The following is a 17307-nucleotide window of genomic DNA, read 5'->3' as shown; positions in this document are numbered from 1 at the left end:
GGCGGCACAGCCCTTGCCTTGGGAGGGGGTCGCCGCGGGCCCCCGCTGCCCCGGCGCCCACCACCATGCAGAACAGCCAGTACACCACCAAGTCCGCCGAGGCGCTCCAGGGCGCCCAACAGTCCGCCGCCGCTGCCGGACATCCCGAGCTCACGCCGCTGCACCTCGCCGCGGCGTTGCTCGAACAGCCCGAGGGCGCCACGAAGGCGCTGCTCGAGAAGCTGGGCGTCGAGACCGGCGCGCTCTCCGTCGAGGTGGGCCGCCAGCTCGCCGCCCTGCCCCGTTCCCAGGGCGGTCAGTTGGGCGCGTCGCGCGCCTTCTCCGCCGTCATGCAGACCGCGGGCGAGTTCGCGAAGTCGATGGGCGACGAGTACGTCTCGACCGAACACCTTCTGTTCGCGCTCGTGAAGTCGGGCGGCGATCCGCTGCAGCCGATCCTGGCCGCGCGCGGTCTCGAGCCGACGAAGATGGAGGCGGCGCTGCGCGACGTGCGCGGCGGGCGCAAGGTGACGACGGCCGATCCCGAGGGCACGTTCGAGGCGCTCGAGAAGTACGCGCGCGATCTCACCGAGGACAGTCGCGCCGGCAAGCTCGACCCGGTCATCGGCCGCGACGTGGAGATCCGCCGCGTGATGCAGGTGCTGTCGCGCCGCCGCAAGAACAACCCCGTCCTGATCGGTGATCCGGGCGTGGGTAAGACGGCGATCGTCGAGGGCCTCGCGAACCGCATCGTGGCCGACGACGTGCCCGAGAGCCTGAAGGGCAAGCGCCTGATGTCGCTCGACATGGGTCGCCTCCTGGCCGGCGCGAAGTTCCGCGGCGAGTTCGAGGAACGCCTGAAGGCCGTGATCGACGAGATCGCGGAAGGCGACGGCAGCATCATCCTGTTCATCGACGAGCTGCACACGCTGGTGGGCGCGGGCGGAGCGGAAGGTGCGGTGGACGCCGCGAACCTGCTCAAGCCGGCCCTCGCGCGCGGCGACCTGCGCTGCATCGGCGCGACGACGACGGACGAGTACCGCAAGTACATCGAGAAGGACAAGGCGCTCGAGCGGCGCTTCCTGCCGGTGCAGGTGGACGAGCCGACCGTCGAGGACACCGTCGCGATCCTGCGCGGACTGAAGGAGCGCTACGAGGTGCACTACGGCGTGCGCATCCTCGACGAGGCGTTGGTGCAGGCCGCGCGTCTGTCCGATCGCCACATCACCCAGCGCTTCCTGCCCGACAAGGCGATCGACTGCGTGGACGAGGCCGCGGCCCAACTGCGTCTGTCGATCGACTCGCTGCCGCCGGAGCTCGATCAACTGGAGCGCAAGCTGCGCCAGCTCGAGATCGAGCACACCGCGCTCAAGGCCGAGGACGCCAAGGGCAACGCGCGCCGTCTCGAGGACAATCGCAAGGAGGCGGCCGACCTCGAGGAGGAGGCCAGCGGTCTGCGTTCGCGTTGGGACCGCGAGAAGAGCCTGATCCAGCGCCTGCGCGCCGGAAAGGCCGTGATCGAGGGTCTGCGCGCCGAGGCCGAACGCACCGAGCGCGAGGGCAACTTCGAGCGCGTCGGAAAGATCCGCTTCGGCGAACTGCCCGAGGCGCAGAAGAACGTGGACGAGGCCGAAGCCGAACTCGCCGCGATCCAGGTCGAGGGCGCGCTGCTGCCCGAGGAGGTGGACGCGGAGGCCATCGCCGGCGTGATCGCGCGCTGGACCGGGATTCCGTCCCAGCGCCTGCTCGAGACCGAGCGCGACAAGCTGCTGCACATGGAGGAGCGCCTGTCGGAACGCGTCGTCGGACAGAGCGCGCCGATCCAGGCGATCGCCGAGTCCGTGCGCCGTGCGCGGGCGGGCCTGCAGGAGACCACGCGCCCCCTGGGTTCGTTCCTGCTGCTGGGTCCGACCGGCGTCGGCAAGACGGAGACCGCGCGCGCGCTGGCCGAGTTCCTGTTCGACGACGAGCAGGCCATGGTCCGCATCGACATGAGCGAGTTCATGGAGAAGCACTCGGTCGCCCGCATGATCGGCGCGCCTCCCGGTTACGTCGGCTACGACGAGGGCGGCGTCCTGACCGAGGCCGTGCGTCGCAAACCGCACTCGGTGCTGCTCCTGGACGAGGTCGAGAAGGCCCACGCCGACGTGTTCAACGTGCTGTTGCAGGTGCTCGACGACGGGCGCCTGACCGACGGCAAGGGCAACGTCGTGGACTTCACGCAGACCATCATCCTGATGACGAGCAACCTGCGCAGCGACGAGCAGCTGAAGGCCTACTTCCGCCCCGAATTCCTGAACCGCATCGACGAGGTGCTGCACTTCCAGCCCCTGGGCGAGGAGCAGATCGTCTCGATCGTCGACGTCCAGCTCGAGCGCATGTCGCGCCACCTGGCCGAGCAGGAGATCGAGCTCGACGTCAGCCTGGCGGCGAAGGAGGAGCTCGCGAAGGAGGGCGTCAGCCCCGAGTTCGGCGCGCGCCCGCTGAAGCGCGTGCTGCAGAAGCGCGTGCAGAACCTGCTCGCCGACGGGATCCTGCGCGGGACGCTGGGTCGCGGGGATCGGGCCGAGATCGACGTGGTGGACGGGGTGTTCACGCTCGCGGTGCGGCGTTCGGCGAGCGGTGCGGCCGAGGATGCGGCCGCCGCGCCGAGCGAGCCGGAGTCGGCGCAGGCGAACTGACCGACGGGCCGTCGGTGCACGAGCGGGCGGGTCGAACGGGAGTTCGGGTCGCCCGCTGTGTGTACTTCGCGCTCCGACGCCTCCACCCCGACCTTCGGAACCGGAGGCGCGCGCGAGCACGGCCGACTCCGAGGCGCGCTAGCCTCTACGCCCATGCCCCGCCTCCTCCACTGCCTGCACACCTTTCCGCCCGAGACGCGCGGCGGCGTGCAGGGCTACGTCGAACGCATCGCGCGGGCGCAAGCCGAGCGCGGGGACACGGTCGCGATCGCGTGCGCGACCTCGGATGCGGAGCCGCGGCACGACGGGTGGAACGGACTGGACGTGCACCGCATCCCGGCGCTCGATCCGTTCGAGCAGCTCGCCGCGGTGAACGGTGAAGCGTCCGAGAAGGCCGAGCGGTGGACGCGGCTGATCGCGTACTTCGAGCCCGACGTCGTGCACGTGCACCATTGGCAGGGCCTGCCGCTCGACCTGCTCGCGCGCGTCGCCCGCGCGCGACCGGCGGCGCGCCGGATCGCGACGCTGCACGACTTCTTCGCCACCGATCCGACGTTCTTCCGGATGCGACCGGGCCCCGACGGGAGAGCGGACGAATGGCTCGCGGCGCCGAACGAGAGCCTCGACGACACCGCCGACCACGCGGCGCAGGTGTACGGCGTCGAGCCCGCCACCCTGCGCGCCGCCATGCCGGCGCGCCAGGCCGCGTTCGTCGCCGAGCTCGGTCGCGCCCAAAGGCTCTTGTGCCCGTCGCGCACCTTCGCCGAGTACTGGTCCAAGATCCCGGCCTTCGCGCACCTTCGGCCCGAGGTCCTGCCGCTGCCGATGCCCGCAGGCCTCGAACCCGTGCCGCCCGCGCCGCGCGGTGACGTGCTGCACGTCGGGACCTGGGGCGGGCTCGTGCGCGGCAAGGGGCTGCACGTGCTGCTCGACGCGGTCGCCCGACTCCCCGCCAGCAGCGTCCGCGTCCACCACCTCGGACCGGAGCTCGACGCCGAGTACGCGGCGCAGATCCGCGCGCACGCGATGGCCGCGTCGCTCACGCTACACGGCCCGTTCGACATGGACGGACTGCGCGAGGCGGCGCGCGGCTTCCACCTGGCGGTGTTCCCGAGCCTGTACCTCGAGACGCACGGCATGACCGTGGACGAGGCGCTGGCGTTGGGCCTGCCGGTGCTCGTGCCCGATCGCGGTGCACCGCAGGAACGGGTCGACGAGGACAGCGTGTTCCGCGTGGGTGATGCGGCGCACCTGGCGTCACGGCTCGCCGCCTTCGTCGCGAAGGACGCGGGCGCGGTTCGATCCGGTGGCGCGGCCGACGTCGCGCGGTCCGCGGGTTCGCACGGGTCTTCACAAGGTTCGAACCGATCTTCGCAGGACCTGAACGGGCACGTCGCGGCCTTGATGGAGCGCTGAGCCTCGGCCCGCGCCCGATCGGCGCGCACGCCCTCGGGCTCCTGGGCTGACGGGTTTCGACCCTGGACGACTGCACCCGGCGCGGCCATCATGCGACGCGGAAGCCGGCGCGCACCTCCCTCCCCCGGGTCGCCGTCGCCCGCCCACCCCCGACGCCCGTGCCCATCCCTTCTCGAGGTCCCGACGCCACGCCGCAGCAGCAGCCACGCGCCGAGGACGTGGTCGCCTTCGTCGACGCCCGCTGGGGCACGCAGTGTCCGACCTGCGACGCGACGCTGATCGGACACGACGCGGTGCTCGGGCTGTTCCTCGGCTTCGGCGACGCGCCCCGCTGCATCCCGTGCCTCGCGCAGGCGCACGGTGCGGAGGCGAGCGCCTTCCTCGAGCGCAGCGCGCGCACGATCCGGCCGCTCGCTTGCTACCGCGCCGGCTGGGCGCACGCCGATCGCCGACTCGCCGCCGCCGGGCCCTGGCCCGAGGCGCGCGTGCCGGCGCGGCTGCGGATGGATGGCGACGTGGATGAAGAGCACGACGAGGACGACGACGAAGCGCAAGTCGGTGGAGCGCGCCCCAGTGATGCCGCCCGCACCCTCGGCCCGCTCGCCGACGCCCCGGCCGCCTTCGACGATGCGATCGACACGTGGGACGCTGGCGACAAGGGCTGCGGCGAGCTCGTCCTGACGCTCAAAGTGCGCCTGTCGAAGCTCGAGCCGGGCGCGCTCTTCCGACTCACCGCCACCGACCTCGGTGCCCGCGAGGACCTCCCCGCGTGGTGCCGACTCACGGGGCACCGTCTCGAGCGTGCGGAGCCCCCGCTGTACCTGATCGCTCGCCGACCCGACCCACCCGAGGAATCCCGATGATCAAGAAATTCTGCGTGTCCCTGACCGCCGCCAAGAACGACACCGACAAGGCGACCGTCGCCTTCGTCGTCGCCAACGCGGCGCTCGGCTCGGACCAGGAAACGCTCGTGTTCCTGAGCACCGAAGCCGTGAACCTCGCCGTCGAAGGCTATGCCGACGACATCGCCGAAGAGGGCTTCGCGCCGCTCAAGGACCTGATGACGAACTTCGCCGAGGCCGGCGGCACGATCTACGTGTGCGCGCCGTGCTTCAAGAAGCGCGGCCTCGACGACGGCAAGCTGATCGCGGGCGCGAAGGTCGTCGGCGGTGCCAAGCTCGTCGAGTTCATGGCCGGCGGCGCGCCGAGCATCTCCTACTGAGTCCGCGGGACCGAACGTCCTCAGTTCCATGACAGACCATCCCCACCAACCCGACGCGAGCTTCGACGGCGGCACGCTGGACTGCGGCAACGGACTGTTGCTGTTGATCCGACGCCACATCGATCCGCTCGGGCCGAGCCAGCTCCTCGAGATTCTGTCCGCAGAACCCACGGTGGCCGAGGACCTGCCGGCGTGGTGCCGGCTCACGGGGAACGAGCTCGTCTCGCAGATCGAGCTCTCGGACCGCCGCAGCTACCTCGTGTCGAAGGGACCCTTCGACGCGGGGTCGCTGCGCACCGCGGCGACCGAGCGCGAGTCCATGCCGCTCACCCAGGCGATCTTGGAAGTGAAGATCCCCGCCAGCCTGCCGCGCCCCGCCGACGCGCCGCCCGTGCCCGCCCTCGCCGTCATGGGCGTGGGCAGTTGGCCGCGGCCGAGTTGGCTCCTGCGCGCGCTGCACCAGCGTCTCGAGGGGCGCCTCGACGACACCGAGTTCGCCGCGACGGCCGACGACGCCGTGCGCCTCGCGGTGCAGGCCCAGATCCGCGCGGGCGCCGATGTGATCACCGACGGCGAACAGCGCCGCGACAACTACTCGAGCTTCGTGGGCGGCCTGCTCGACAACTGCCAGCTCGTGCCGCTCACCGACCTCTTGCCCTACGTCGACGATCCGGACGAGTTCGCCGCCGAACTGGCCGAGCTCGACGTGCCCGCGTCGGAAGTGCGCCACCCGGCCGTGTTCGGCCCGCTGGGTCGCAGCCGTCCGCTCGCGGTGCACGAGGTCGAGTTCACGCGCCAACTGACGGACAAGCCGATCAAGGTCTCGTTGCCGGGGCCGTACCTGCTCACGCGCACGATGTGGATGGAGTGCATCTCCGACCGCGCGTACGCGAACCGCGAAGACCTGGCGCGCGACGTCGTGCGCGTGCTGCGCGAGGAGCTGCACTTCCTGCTCGCCACCGGCGCCTCGCTCGTCCAACTGGACGAACCCGTGCTGACCGAGGTCGCCTTCGGCGCGAGCGTCAACGGCCGCAGCTTCATGTGCGGCGCGCTGGGCGAGCGCGGGTCGACCGACGACGAACTCGCGTTCGCGAAGGGCCTGCTCCAGGACGTGGTCGCGGGACTCCCGGCCGAGCGCCTCGCCCTGCACGTCTGTCGCGGCAACTGGTCCACCGATGAATCGGTGGCGTTGACGGGCGACTACCGCCCGCTCCTGCCGGTGCTGGCGGACGTTCCGATCGGCACGCTCGTGCTCGAGATGTGCACCCCGCGGGCCGGCGAGCAGGAGATCCTGCGCGCGATCCCCGACGACCGGCGCATCGGCGTCGGTGTGGTGAACCAGAAGCACGCGCGGATCGAGACGGTCGAGGAGGTCATGGCGAAGGCTCAGGGAGCGATCGACCTGTTCGGGATGGAGCGCGTGCTCCTCAACCCGGACTGCGGCTTCGCGACCTTCGCCGACAACCCGATCGCGACGGCCGAGGTGGCGGAGCGCAAGCTGGCGGCCATGGCCGAGGCGAGCCGGCGCCTTCGCGGGGACTGAACGGCGAGCGCTCGGGGCGCGCCTCGGTGCCACGGCAGGGCCGTTCGTCCCCGATTCGCGAGGGGCTCCCCATCGCGCTCGTGAGGTGCTACCGTGCCGCCCGTGGCCGACCACACGACCTTTCCCTGGCTGCTGCCCCCGACCTGACGCAGCCGTCGACCGATCCGCAGTGCAGATCTGCGGAGGGTCGGAGGATCGGTCGATTCTCCCTCGTAGGCGCGCCGCCTTTCGGAGCACCTACGGCCCTCCTCGAGTCGATCTGGCACCGCGGGCCACCGTCCCAGCAACCCCACGATCGACAACGATGAATCGTTTCCTACCTGCCGCCGCACTCGCTGCGTCGGTGTTGATGGCCGAGAGCGCCGTCGCACAGCAGTGCTACACGTTCCACAACCGGTGCTTCAGCTTCGCCCCTCCGCCCGAGGAGGTCCCGAAGGTCGAGACCGGCGTCAGCCTGCGCGCCGAGAGCCTGAAGTTCACGGGCGACATCCGCTTCCGGAACCGCATGGCGGACTCGCCGAGCGACAAGCCGTACGCGGACGCGGACCAGAGCACGACGCGCGCGCGCCTCCAGCTCGAGTTCACCGTCAACGAGTACGCGACCGCGTTCCTCGAGTACAACTTCTCGGAGGTCTGGGCGGGCGCCGAACCGTACTCGGACGCGCAGCCGTTCCAGAACGATCCGGACGGCATCCTCTCGCGTCAGAACTTCAACGGCATCTCGCAGGCGTACATGCAACTCGACGACGCCTTCGGGTTCGAAGAGAGCATCCGCGTCGGGCGCAGCGAGTACTTCCTCGCGAACGGCCTGATCCTCGGGTCCTGTGACTACCTGCAGTACCCGGCCACCTTCACGGGCGTCTGGCTCGCGCGCAGCTTCGGTGACTTCGACGCCGAGGTCTTCGCGTTCGACAACTACGGCCCGCTCCAGGCCCAACTCGCAGGTGGCGGCGAGCGCTTCGTCGGCACGACGGTCCGTTGGAACGTCGAAGAGGGCGGCGGCCTCGAGAAGGTCGACGGCTACTACATGATGGGCACCGCCGAAGGTGAGTTCACGGGGCGCTCGAACGACTCGTGGGTCGGCGTCGAGGCCAGCGGCCTGCTGCCCGCCGACATCAAGTGGGAGGCGCAGTTCGCCCACCGCACCGTCGACGGCGGCAAGGACGTCTCGGCCTACCGCGCCGTGCTCGAGCACACCTTCGAGGAGCCGATCGGCGGCATCCTGCACAACGTGTCGTTCACCCGCACGGGCAGCCAGGGCGCGCTGCACGTGAACCCGGCCGACTTCAACTCGGCGGGCCTCCTGCACCAGTACGGCGGCGCGTGGCGCAGCAACCTGGACACGAACCAGCTGAGCTTCGGCTTCACGCCGGTCTCGGAGATCGAGTGCACGGCGTCGTTCCTGACGCTCGACCGCGGCACCGGCGTCACCCAGCAGGGCGACTTCGAGTTCAACCTGCTCGCGGGCAAGATGATCCGCGACGGCCTGCACGTCGGACTCGGCTACGGCATCGACAACGACAAGCGTCAGGTCGGCTTCGCCCAGGCGACGCTGTACTTCTAGGCACCCGAGCACCTAGGCACCCGCGCAGGGTGCTCGCGGCCCGCGCGGCCAGCGATAGGCCAGAGCGCTCCGTCCACCTGGGTGGGCGGAGCGCTCTGCGTTCGAGGCGGCCGCGGCGACCCCGACAGTCCCCCCCCGACACCTGGAGCGACGCGCTCGGCCGGCCGGCGGTTCGGCCCGCTGCATGTCGCGCCGTCGAAGGCGGAGACCTCGACAGGAGTGCTGGCCGACGGCTGGTGTGGAGACGTTGTTCGGCTGGTGGCCGCGCGGCAGGATGGGAACTGGGCGAACGGGTGTCGCTCCGAAGCCCACCAGTCCTTGCCCCGCTTGCGGCAACGCGGCCCTCCCTTCCTCCGTCGATGGGTCGGGCCACTTCGTCAACTCGGACGCGATACACGACATGAAGTCCCAGTCGAATCCCTCGGTCTTCCTGATCGTCGTCCTGGTCTGGACCTGGGCCTTCTCGTGGACGGCGTTGACCGGGCAATCGAAGTGGAACACGCCCGAAGGGGACACGTACGTCCTGCTGGGCACGCTCGGAAGCATGGGCTTCGTGCCGCTGGCCGTCCTCTTCGCACTTCGTGAAGGCGGATGGCGGACCGTCGTCGGCTTCCTCGGCAAGACCTTCATCGTTCCGCTCCAGGTCAAGCCCTGGCTACTCGCGCTGGTGCCGGCAGCGTTGATCCTGGTGGGCATGTTCCTGGGCGCCAACCTGTTCTGGCGCGGGTCCTGGAACTTCACGCCCGCTCTTGGCCTCGGCCTGCTCGGCATCCTTCTCTTCGCATGGTTGGAGGAAGTCGTCTGGCGCGGCTACGCACTTCCGCGGCTGCTCGAGCGGTACAGCCCGACCGGCGCGAGCCTCAGGCTCGGGCTGATGTGGATGCTCTGGCACATGCCCTTCTTCTGGGTCGTCGGATACAGCGAGTGGGGACCGTGGGGCTTCCTGGCCTGGGCCCCCTTCTACTTCGTCTACACGTTCTACTTCACCTGGCTGTACCAGCGCTCGCGAGGCAGTGTGCTCGTGGCGACGGTTTCGCACACGGCCGTCAACGGTGTGATCCAGTGGTTCCAGCCGCTGAGCATCGAGAACGCAGGCAGCCTGTTCGCGGCGGGCGTTCTCGCTCTCTTCTTGTTCCGAAAGTCGCGAATGGACGAGAGGAGCGAGTCGGTCGACTGAAGCGCTGCGCGTCGATGCTGTGGCGCGCTCGAGTTCCGGCGAGTGCACGACGCCCCGGCCCGCGCTCGTGGACCGAGCCGCGTCGACCTCGCGTCCGATCGAGGAGCACCGCGATGCCAGACCGGGAACTTCTGACGGTGCAGCAGCCACGTGGGCGAACCCGTGCAGGCCGTGTGGCTCCCGCGCGGATGGACCAACCTCCCATGCAGGTGCGCTCGAACGGGAGCGGGCCGCCGCGCTCGTGTGCGCGACGGCCCGCTGATCCGTCAGAGCGCGCTGGCGCCCGAGATCACTTCGGAACCTTGAGGGACAGCGTGAACTCCTTCCACGCCTCCTCGATCTCGAACCAGTCGACGCCTTCGAAGGCCTTCTCGACGGCCACGTCGCGGGCCGCAAGACCGATCATGTACTTGGCCGTTGGGTCCAGCTCTGCTCCCTCCGCGAGCCCTTCAAGCGCCTCAGCGAGCCCCTTGTTGTACTCGTCCTTCATCACGTTGAAGTAGATGTCCAAGATCTTGCTCCAGACCTCGTGATCGCGAGCCTCCTTGCATTCGCGCAGGAAATAGATCATCGACCAACCTTGCGCGTAGCACAAGCCCACGCGGTCTTGTCGATAGTATTCACCCTGCGAAAACTTCGTAATCTCCTGCCAAGGGATGAACCGCTTGTCGCGAATCATCTGCTGGATGTACTCGATGCGCCACGTGTTGACCTGCATCTTCTTGTACTTACCGCCGGAGATCAGCGCGCCGGAGAAGTAGTCGCCCGTGCCTTCGTTGTACCAACTGTGCGGTGCAACCTCTCCGGTCGAGTAGTAGATGTACTGGTGGAAAGCCTCGTGGTAGAGGACGATCAGCGTGTTCTCCGTTCCCGTTCCCTTCTTCTCGCCTTCCTTGTCGGGGTAGTCGTAGAAGACCAGCTCCTCTGCACCTGGATTCCAATACCCGCCGGAACCCGGCGGACCGCCGTACTGCATGTACTCGTCTTCATCCTTGCAGATGCGGACGGTCGAAACCGCAGTGATCGGACCGGAGGGCGGAAAGAGCTCGATGTACAGCTCGCGAATCGCTTCGATGTCGGTCATCAAGCGGCGCAACAAGGGACTCTTCTCGAGGTTGTCGCGGAAGATGAATATGTAGTTTTCGGTATCCTTGTAGTCCCAGCCGCGAACGAGGTTCTGGATGATCTTGATCCTAAACTCGGGGTCGACGTACTGCGGGCGACGCGCGTAGGCCTTGCGTAGCTTCTCGGCGTCCTTGCCGTCCGGGGCGAAGAACTCGACCTTGGACGCCATGTGCTCCCAGATCTTCGTGTGGTCCTTCCACTCGGGTTCCTCGCAGTAGCCAATGAACGCGATCGTGCGTTTGGCGCTCTTCACCTCGTAGGCCCAGGCGCGGATGTTGCCCAAGTCCTGACCGTTGGGGCCAGGATGCAGTTCGTACATCGTCGCCGTGTTCTCGTCGTCGATGTCTTTCTGCTCTTGCGCCGGGCCGAGCTCGAAGGTGCCCGGATAGATCACGAATCTCTCGCCCATCAAGCGCCCCCCTACTGGCTCGCGTGCGAGGTAGCGCTCGAGCGAGTTGGTGGGTTCGCTCTGCGGCCGAGGCTCTTTGCGCGCACCGGGCACTGGCGGCGGCGTACCTTCGCCACCGGTGATCGGCCCCGCATCGGGCACGTTGTCGATCCAAACCATCTCGAGGGTCGGACGGTAGGGCTTGGGATACTCGTTGCCCCACTCGTCCTTCTCCGGCTCGCGCATCTTCGACTGCTGCAAGACCCACTTGTGGACGACCCACTCCTCGAGCGGGTCGACCGGGATCGGTTCGTAGTGGCGCGGCACGGGCAGCTCGACGCCGATGTTCTCGAGCTTCGTTCCGCGGTAGCCACCCTGGGCGGAGGCCTGGGGCGCGAGCGCGAGGACCGCGGCGGCGGTGGCGAGGAGGGCGAGGAGCCGCGCGAACAGGCCGTCGAAGCTCGGGGCGTCGAGGGGCTGGGCGGCGAGTGCAGTGGTCCGGGACGTGGAGCGCATATCTTGGTTCGAGAGGCCGTTGCGAACGGAGGCGAGGAGGGGCGCCAGTCTACCGGTCGCGACGGAGCGCGGCAGAAGGGCGGGTCGGGGTGCGAAGGCCGCGTTCGGCGGCTGGACGGGGACGGCGGGAACGAGACGACGGACCGCGAGCCGGTCCGTCGCGCCTCGGTACGCGTGGAGTCCAGGCATCGTCCCTCTGGACGGGGCCGTTCTGCGATGCGCGCGCGCCCGGGGCTCGGCAGCGACCCGAAGAACGCCGAGGCGGGGCCGTTCCATGGTGCGCGAGCCCTAGCGGGTCCCCCGATGACGGCCCGAAACGGAGCGCCACGGGAGGCAGCGAGGCCGTCGGTCGGTGGCGCGGGGCCGGAAGGCGGCTCGCCACACGTGCGCGCGGGGACGAGCGGACCAGCGGTGCCCCGGGGTCGCCCACAGCGCTGCGGACGGTCGGAAGGTCGAGAACTCCGCCGGGCGGCCCGTCGGGAGGTCCTCCGGGGACCGCGCACGAGCCTTCCGAGCTCCGCCAGGGCCCCTCCGGCGCCTCCAGACGGCCCCAGAGCCCCCGAGAACGGGCCATTGCATCAGTATGATACGCGCCAGTATAGTACTGCAATGACCGACCCCTTCATCGGCCGCGCCCGCGAGCTCGCCGTCCTGGAAGAGCTGGCCGACTCGGGCCGCCCCGAGTTCTACGTGCTCTATGGCCGCCGCCGGGTGGGCAAGACCGAGCTGCTGCAGCGCTTCTGCGAGGGCCGGCGCGCCGTCTACTTCCTCGCCGCCCAGGTGCGGGAGAAGGACAACCTGGCCGCGTTCACCCAGTCGATGGCCGAGTGCCTCGACGACCCGCTGGCGCAGAACGTGCGCTTCGACGACTGGCAGGCGGCGCTCGCCTTCGCGGCCGATCGCGCCGGTGACGAACGCCTGGTGCTCGTGCTCGACGAGTTCCCCTACCTGTGCGAGGCGAACAAGGGGCTGCCGAGTCAGCTCCAGCGCTTCTGGGACACGCGCGGCAAGAAGAGTTCGCTGATGCTCGTGCTGTGCGGGAGCCAGGTGTCGTTCATGGAGCGCGAGGTCCTGGCCGAACGCTCGCCGCTCTTCGGACGGCGCACCGCCCAGCGGCGCCTCGAGCCCCTCTCCCCCGCCGACTCGCTGCGCTTCTTCGACGACTGGAACCTCGAGCAGCGCGTGCTGGCCTACGCGGTCGTCGGCGGGATGCCCGCGTACCTGCGGCGCTTCGACACGAAGATCGACCTCGAGACGAACCTGATGCGCGAGGTGCTGCGACCGGAGGGCTACCTGTTCGACGAGGTCCAGTTCCTCCTGCGCAGCGAGTTCCACCAGCCGGCGACCTACAACTCGCTGCTGGGCGCGGTGGCGAAGGGGCTCGACCGGGTCGGCGACATCGCGGCCGAGGTGGGCGTCGACTCGACCACCGCGAACAAGTACCTCTCGACCCTGCGCGAGCTCGGGTTGGTGCGACGCTCGGTGCCGTTGACCGATCCGGACCCGCTGCGCAGTCGCAAGGGGCGTTACCGGATCGCCGACCGCTTCCTCTCGTTCCACTTCCGCCACGTGCAGCCGCACCTGTCGATGATCGAGGCGGGGCGCGGCGCGCGCGTGCTGGAAGAGCACATTCGGCCCGACTTCGAGCGTCTGTTCCAGGACGCGGTCATCGACTTCGCGCTCGAGCACGTCGGGCACGCGGCCGGCGACCTCTTCGGCTCGGACGCGGTCGAACTGGGCCGCCACGACGGCGAAGCGGTGCGGGCCCTGGCGCGGCTCGACGATGGACGTTTCGTCGCGTTGCAGTTGAGCGGCGACGACGTCCCGCGCGCGACGCTCGAGGCCGAGATCGATTCCTTGGCGCGCGTCAGTGGCCTGCCGGTCGAACGCCTGCGCTACGGGTTGAGCGACGACCTCGACGCGCCGCTGAGGGTGGAGCGTCCGCGCTCGGGCTGACGGTCCCCGGGCCGACGATCGCTCTGGAGCCGCGCGGCCGGAACGTCGACGCTTCACGGTCCGCACGCGTGACTCGACGCCATCGCGGTCGACGAGCGCCCGTTCGGCACCCGATTCGCGCTCGACGCGCTCGGGACCGAAGGCGCTGCGACTCGCTGTCGCGACAAGTCCGCGTCCGGCGGCCGAGGCTCCGGTGAACGCCCCTATACTCCCCGCGTGAAGAGCCGCCGCTTCCCGAGATTCGCTCGCCGCCTCCTGGGCAGCAAGGCGGCGGAGATGGGCGAAGCGGGCTACTTCGGCCGCGCGGTCGGCATCGCCTCGGTCGTCGGCGTCGCCGGAGGCCTTGCAGCGGTCGGTTTCGACTGGCTGACCGAGCACATCGCCGAGTCCGCCGTGCACGAGCCGCTCGGGCTGGACGGCGAGGGCTTCCCGACGCTCGGTCCGTTGTCCTGGTGGATCCTGTTGATCCCGACGCTCGGTGGCCTGCTCGTCGGCTGGATCACCCAGCGCTTCGCTCCGGAGGCCGAGGGCCACGGCACCGAGCGCATCATCCACTCGTTCCACCGCCTCCAGGGCGTGGTCCGCCGACGGGTGATCGTGGTCAAGGCGCTGTGTTCCGCGCTCACGATCGGCAGCGGCGGATCCGCGGGGCAGGAGGGCCCGGTCGCGCAGATCGGCAGCGGTATCGGCAGCGCCACGTCGGACGCCCTGTCGCTCAGCGATCGCGACCGGCGAATCTTCCTGCTCGCCGGCGCGAGTGCGGGGATCGGCGCGCTGTTCACCGCCCCGCTCGGCGGAGCCCTGTTCGCGCCCGAGGTGCTGTACCGCAAGGCCGAGTTCGAGGGCGAGGCGATCATCCCCTGCATCGTCTCGTCGATCCTCGCCTACACCACGTTCACGAGCCTGACCGGCGAGACGCGCGCGATCCCGATGGATCCCGACTTCACGCGCAGCCTCGTGTTCCATGGACCGTCGGAGCTGCCGGTGTACCTGGTGCTCGCCGTCGTGTGCGCGGTGGTCGGGTGGCTGTGGGTGCGCGGTTTCCAAGGCATCGCCGGTTGGTTCCACCGCCGTCGACGCGTCCCGCTCGCGCTGCGCGCCGGAGCCGGTGGATTCCTGCTCGGCGCGCTGGCGCTCGGCCTGACGGCGTCGGGCCTGACGGGCGACCACGGCGTGCTGTTCGGCGGCTACGAGCTGATGAAGGGCGCGATCTTCGGCGAGATCGGACTGGTGGCGCTGGCCGTGCTCATCCTGGCGAAGATCCTGGCCACGTCCCTGTCGATCGGTTCGGGCGGCAGCGGCGGCGTGTTCGCCCCGTCGCTCGCGATCGGAGCGCTGTGCGGCGCACTGGTCGGCGGACTCGCGAACGAGTTGTTCCCGCAACTCCCGGTCAATCCAGCCTGTTTCGCGCTGGTCGGTATGGGCGCCTTCTTCGCGGGCGTGGCGAAGACGCCCATCTCGGCGGTCGTGATGGTCTGTGAGATGACCGGCAGCTACAACCTGCTCGCGCCGCTGATGCTGGTGTCGGTGCTGCACCTCGTGATGGCGCACGGCTGGAGCATCTACGAGACCCAGGTGAACTCGCAGATCGACTCGCCCGCCCACGCAGGTGACTTCGTGGTGGACGTGCTGGAAGAGATGCAGGTCCGCGACGTGGTCGAGAAGGACGTGCTGCCGACCATGGTCTCGCAGAACGCGACGCTGCGGACGGCGCTCGACGTCATCAGCAGGGCCCAAGGGTCCTACTTCCCGGTGGTCGACGACGACGAGAACCTGGTCGGGATCTTCTCGCTCAGCGACGTGCGGCGGATCTTCCTCGAGACCGATGTGCATCATCTGGTTCTCGTGCGCGACTTCATGGTCGACAACGTGGTGCGCGTGACGCGTGAGGAGTCGCTCAACGACGCCCTGCGCGCGATGAACGAGCTGGCGGTCCACGCGCTGCCGGTGGTCGACGGGAAGGGCTCGGGTCGCGTGGTCGGGATGATCACGCGTAACAACCTGGGCGCCGCCTACCACCGCCGACTGCGCGAGCTCCAGCGGCACGGCTGAGCGGCTACGGACGCGCGGCCACAGTCGAGCGCCACAGTCGAGCGCCACGGTCGAGCGCCACGGTCGAGCGCCACGGTCGAGCGCCACGGTCGACCGGCGCGGCCGGACGTACACACCGCTCCGCCACCACGGATGTGCCGGCGGACCTGCGCGACCCCGCAGGCGCGGCCTATGATCGGCACCATGGTCGACTCCAGCGAACACGACGACGAGGCGGACGCGTCCGACGACCGAGCCCGGACCACGGCCGAGCGTCGACCCGACGATCGCGGCGACGACTCGCGCCATGCGCCCGCGGACGACTCGACGGCCCGTCTCGACGCCGCCCTGCGGCTGTTGCAGGAAGCGGTCTTCGCCGCGCGTGGCGGTGGACCGCTCGCCCCCACGAGCGACGATCCCACGCGCCTCGGTGGGTGCGGCCTGGGAGCGGGGCCGAACCTGGACGTCGCCGTCCTCGGCGCGGGGGCGAGCGAGACGGCCCGCGCGGCAGCGGCCTTCCTGTGGCCAGCGGGTCTCGACGAGTCGCGCGCCGCCCGAGTGCGCGAAGTGATCGCGGGCTGGGTCAAGCGACAGGACGGCCTCGATCGCAGGCGCAACCACTTCATCAAGGACTTCCGCGGTGAGCATGGGTTCGATCGAACGACCTACTCGGACGAGATCCGCGCGGCCTACGAGCACGGGGTCGAAGCGGTGAACGCGGACAACCGAGCGCGGCACGTCGAAGCAGCACACGCGGTGCTGTCGGCCTAGCACCGACGCGAGGCTCGCGGCCGCGGGCGACGTGTTCGCGTCGCGGCGCCCGGAGCCGCAGCTCGAGGGAACGACCGTCGACGCGAACACGTGCACTGCGCGCATGGACCGTCCGGCCACGCGCGACGGACTCCGGCGTGCGACTCGAGATCGGCGACCGCCGGACGGTGTCGTCCACCGGCCGAGCGGTGCGCCACCACACGCGAGTTCGCTCGCGTGCGGCACGCCTCACCCCCCGGCGAACGTCACCACCCGGCGAACGTCACCACCCGGACGTCACCCGCCGGGCTTCACCACCCGACGTCACAGCCCGACGTCACAGCCCGAGGCGCGGCACCCAGCCGGATCGACGGCGCGGTGTCGGGGCCGGCCCTCCCCCGTCGCCACCGGTGACGGGGCCCCGGCTCTCGTCGCACTCGAGCGTCTCGAAGTTCTCGACGGTCCCGAAACGTTTCCAGGCTCCGCAACGGCACGAGGTCGGGATTCCCGTGTCGATCAGCGGGATCACGAGTCCCTTGCAGCTGCACTCGCGACGCGAGACGGGCACCAGTCCCTTCTTCACGCAGCGGTGTCCCGCGAGCTTCTCGCCCGCACACGTGGCGTGCGCCGGAGTCGCGATCTCGTGGCGCGGACAGCGCGTCCCGATGATCGTGCCACCGATCCCGAAGATCTTGAGTCCGATCCCGCACCTCTCGGCCCGGGTCGACGCCTCGACCCGACCCGGCACGTCGGTCGCCTGCTCGTCGGGACAGTCGCCGGCCCACGCCTGACCAGCACCGATCGCCAGAATCGCCGCCAGCACCACTACGCACCACCTATTCACCTTCTGCATCGTCGCCTCCTCGGCGTGCCGAGCCCTCACCGGTGCGCACCCAAGTGCGCGCACCGCATTGCTCGGTCCCTTGTTCCTTCGCCTCCTCGGACCACGGCGTGCGACG

The 17307-nt window shown here is 69.7% G+C and carries 12 protein-coding genes; 10 read left to right on the top strand and 2 right to left on the bottom strand.

Translation table 11 applies throughout. The features are described from left to right. Positions 1–65: 65 nt before the first annotated feature. From Pla163_RS02805 to Pla163_RS02775, 7 genes are all read left to right on the top strand, one after another. Positions 66–2660 (top strand): ATP-dependent Clp protease ATP-binding subunit, encoded by a 2595-nt coding sequence (locus Pla163_RS02805; protein WP_145183232.1) that lies wholly within the window; start codon positions 66–68, stop codon positions 2658–2660. Positions 2661–2813: 153 nt separating this feature from the next. Further along, positions 2814–4076 carry a glycosyltransferase gene (locus tag Pla163_RS02800; protein ID WP_145183228.1) on the top strand — a complete coding sequence of 421 codons (1263 nt, stop codon included), beginning with the start codon at positions 2814–2816 and terminating at the stop codon, positions 4074–4076. Positions 4077–4234: 158 nt separating this feature from the next. Then, entirely contained in the window at positions 4235–4939 is a 705-nt protein-coding gene (locus Pla163_RS18630) for a sulfurtransferase TusA family protein (protein ID WP_419186249.1), read from the top strand. Next, positions 4936–5298 carry a DsrE family protein gene (locus Pla163_RS02790; RefSeq protein WP_145183225.1) on the top strand — a complete coding sequence of 121 codons (363 nt, stop codon included), beginning with the start codon at positions 4936–4938 and terminating at the stop codon, positions 5296–5298. The genes Pla163_RS18630 and Pla163_RS02790 overlap by 4 nt, the downstream gene beginning before the upstream one ends. Positions 5299–5326: 28 nt before the next feature. After that, positions 5327–6841, top strand: a complete 1515-nt coding sequence (locus tag Pla163_RS02785; protein ID WP_145183222.1) for a 5-methyltetrahydropteroyltriglutamate--homocysteine methyltransferase — start codon at positions 5327–5329, stop codon at positions 6839–6841. A gap of 304 nt (positions 6842–7145) precedes the next feature. Next, complete coding sequence (locus tag Pla163_RS02780) at positions 7146–8405, top strand: hypothetical protein (protein ID WP_145183219.1); 1260 nt, start codon at positions 7146–7148, stop codon at positions 8403–8405. A gap of 400 nt (positions 8406–8805) precedes the next feature. Next, complete coding sequence (locus tag Pla163_RS02775; protein ID WP_419186248.1) at positions 8806–9582, top strand: CPBP family intramembrane glutamic endopeptidase; 777 nt, start codon at positions 8806–8808, stop codon at positions 9580–9582. Positions 9583–9871: 289 nt separating this feature from the next. On the opposite strand, the gene Pla163_RS02770 is transcribed toward Pla163_RS02775, so the two are convergent. Then, positions 9872–11611 (bottom strand): DUF1570 domain-containing protein, encoded by a 1740-nt coding sequence (locus Pla163_RS02770; RefSeq protein ID WP_419186247.1) that lies wholly within the window; start codon positions 11609–11611, stop codon positions 9872–9874. A 609-nt stretch (positions 11612–12220) separates the two neighbouring features. Between Pla163_RS02770 and Pla163_RS18625 the strand changes: the two genes are divergently transcribed. The 3 genes from Pla163_RS18625 to Pla163_RS02755 all read left to right on the top strand — a co-directional run bounded on the left by Pla163_RS18625 (position 12221) and on the right by Pla163_RS02755 (position 16369). Next, positions 12221–13567, top strand: a complete 1347-nt coding sequence (locus Pla163_RS18625) for an ATP-binding protein (RefSeq protein WP_419186246.1) — start codon at positions 12221–12223, stop codon at positions 13565–13567. A 216-nt stretch (positions 13568–13783) separates the two neighbouring features. Further along, entirely contained in the window at positions 13784–15619 is a 1836-nt protein-coding gene (locus Pla163_RS02760; protein WP_145183209.1) for a chloride channel protein, read from the top strand. A 183-nt stretch (positions 15620–15802) separates the two neighbouring features. Beyond that, positions 15803–16369, top strand: a complete 567-nt coding sequence (locus Pla163_RS02755; RefSeq protein ID WP_145183206.1) for a hypothetical protein — start codon at positions 15803–15805, stop codon at positions 16367–16369. Between the two features lie 316 nt (positions 16370–16685). Here the strand turns inward: Pla163_RS02755 and Pla163_RS02750 are convergent, their stop codons facing one another. Then, positions 16686–17231: a hypothetical protein gene (locus Pla163_RS02750; protein WP_145183204.1), complete on the bottom strand. Its 546-nt coding sequence runs from the start codon at positions 17229–17231 to the stop codon at positions 16686–16688. Between the last annotated feature and the right edge of the window lie 76 nt (positions 17232–17307).

Source organism: Rohdeia mirabilis, from assembly GCA_007750655.1.
Taxonomy (GTDB): domain Bacteria; phylum Planctomycetota; class UBA1135; order UBA1135.
The sequence above is the reverse complement of the archived record's forward strand: the minus strand, read 5'-3'. Positions and strand labels throughout refer to the sequence as shown.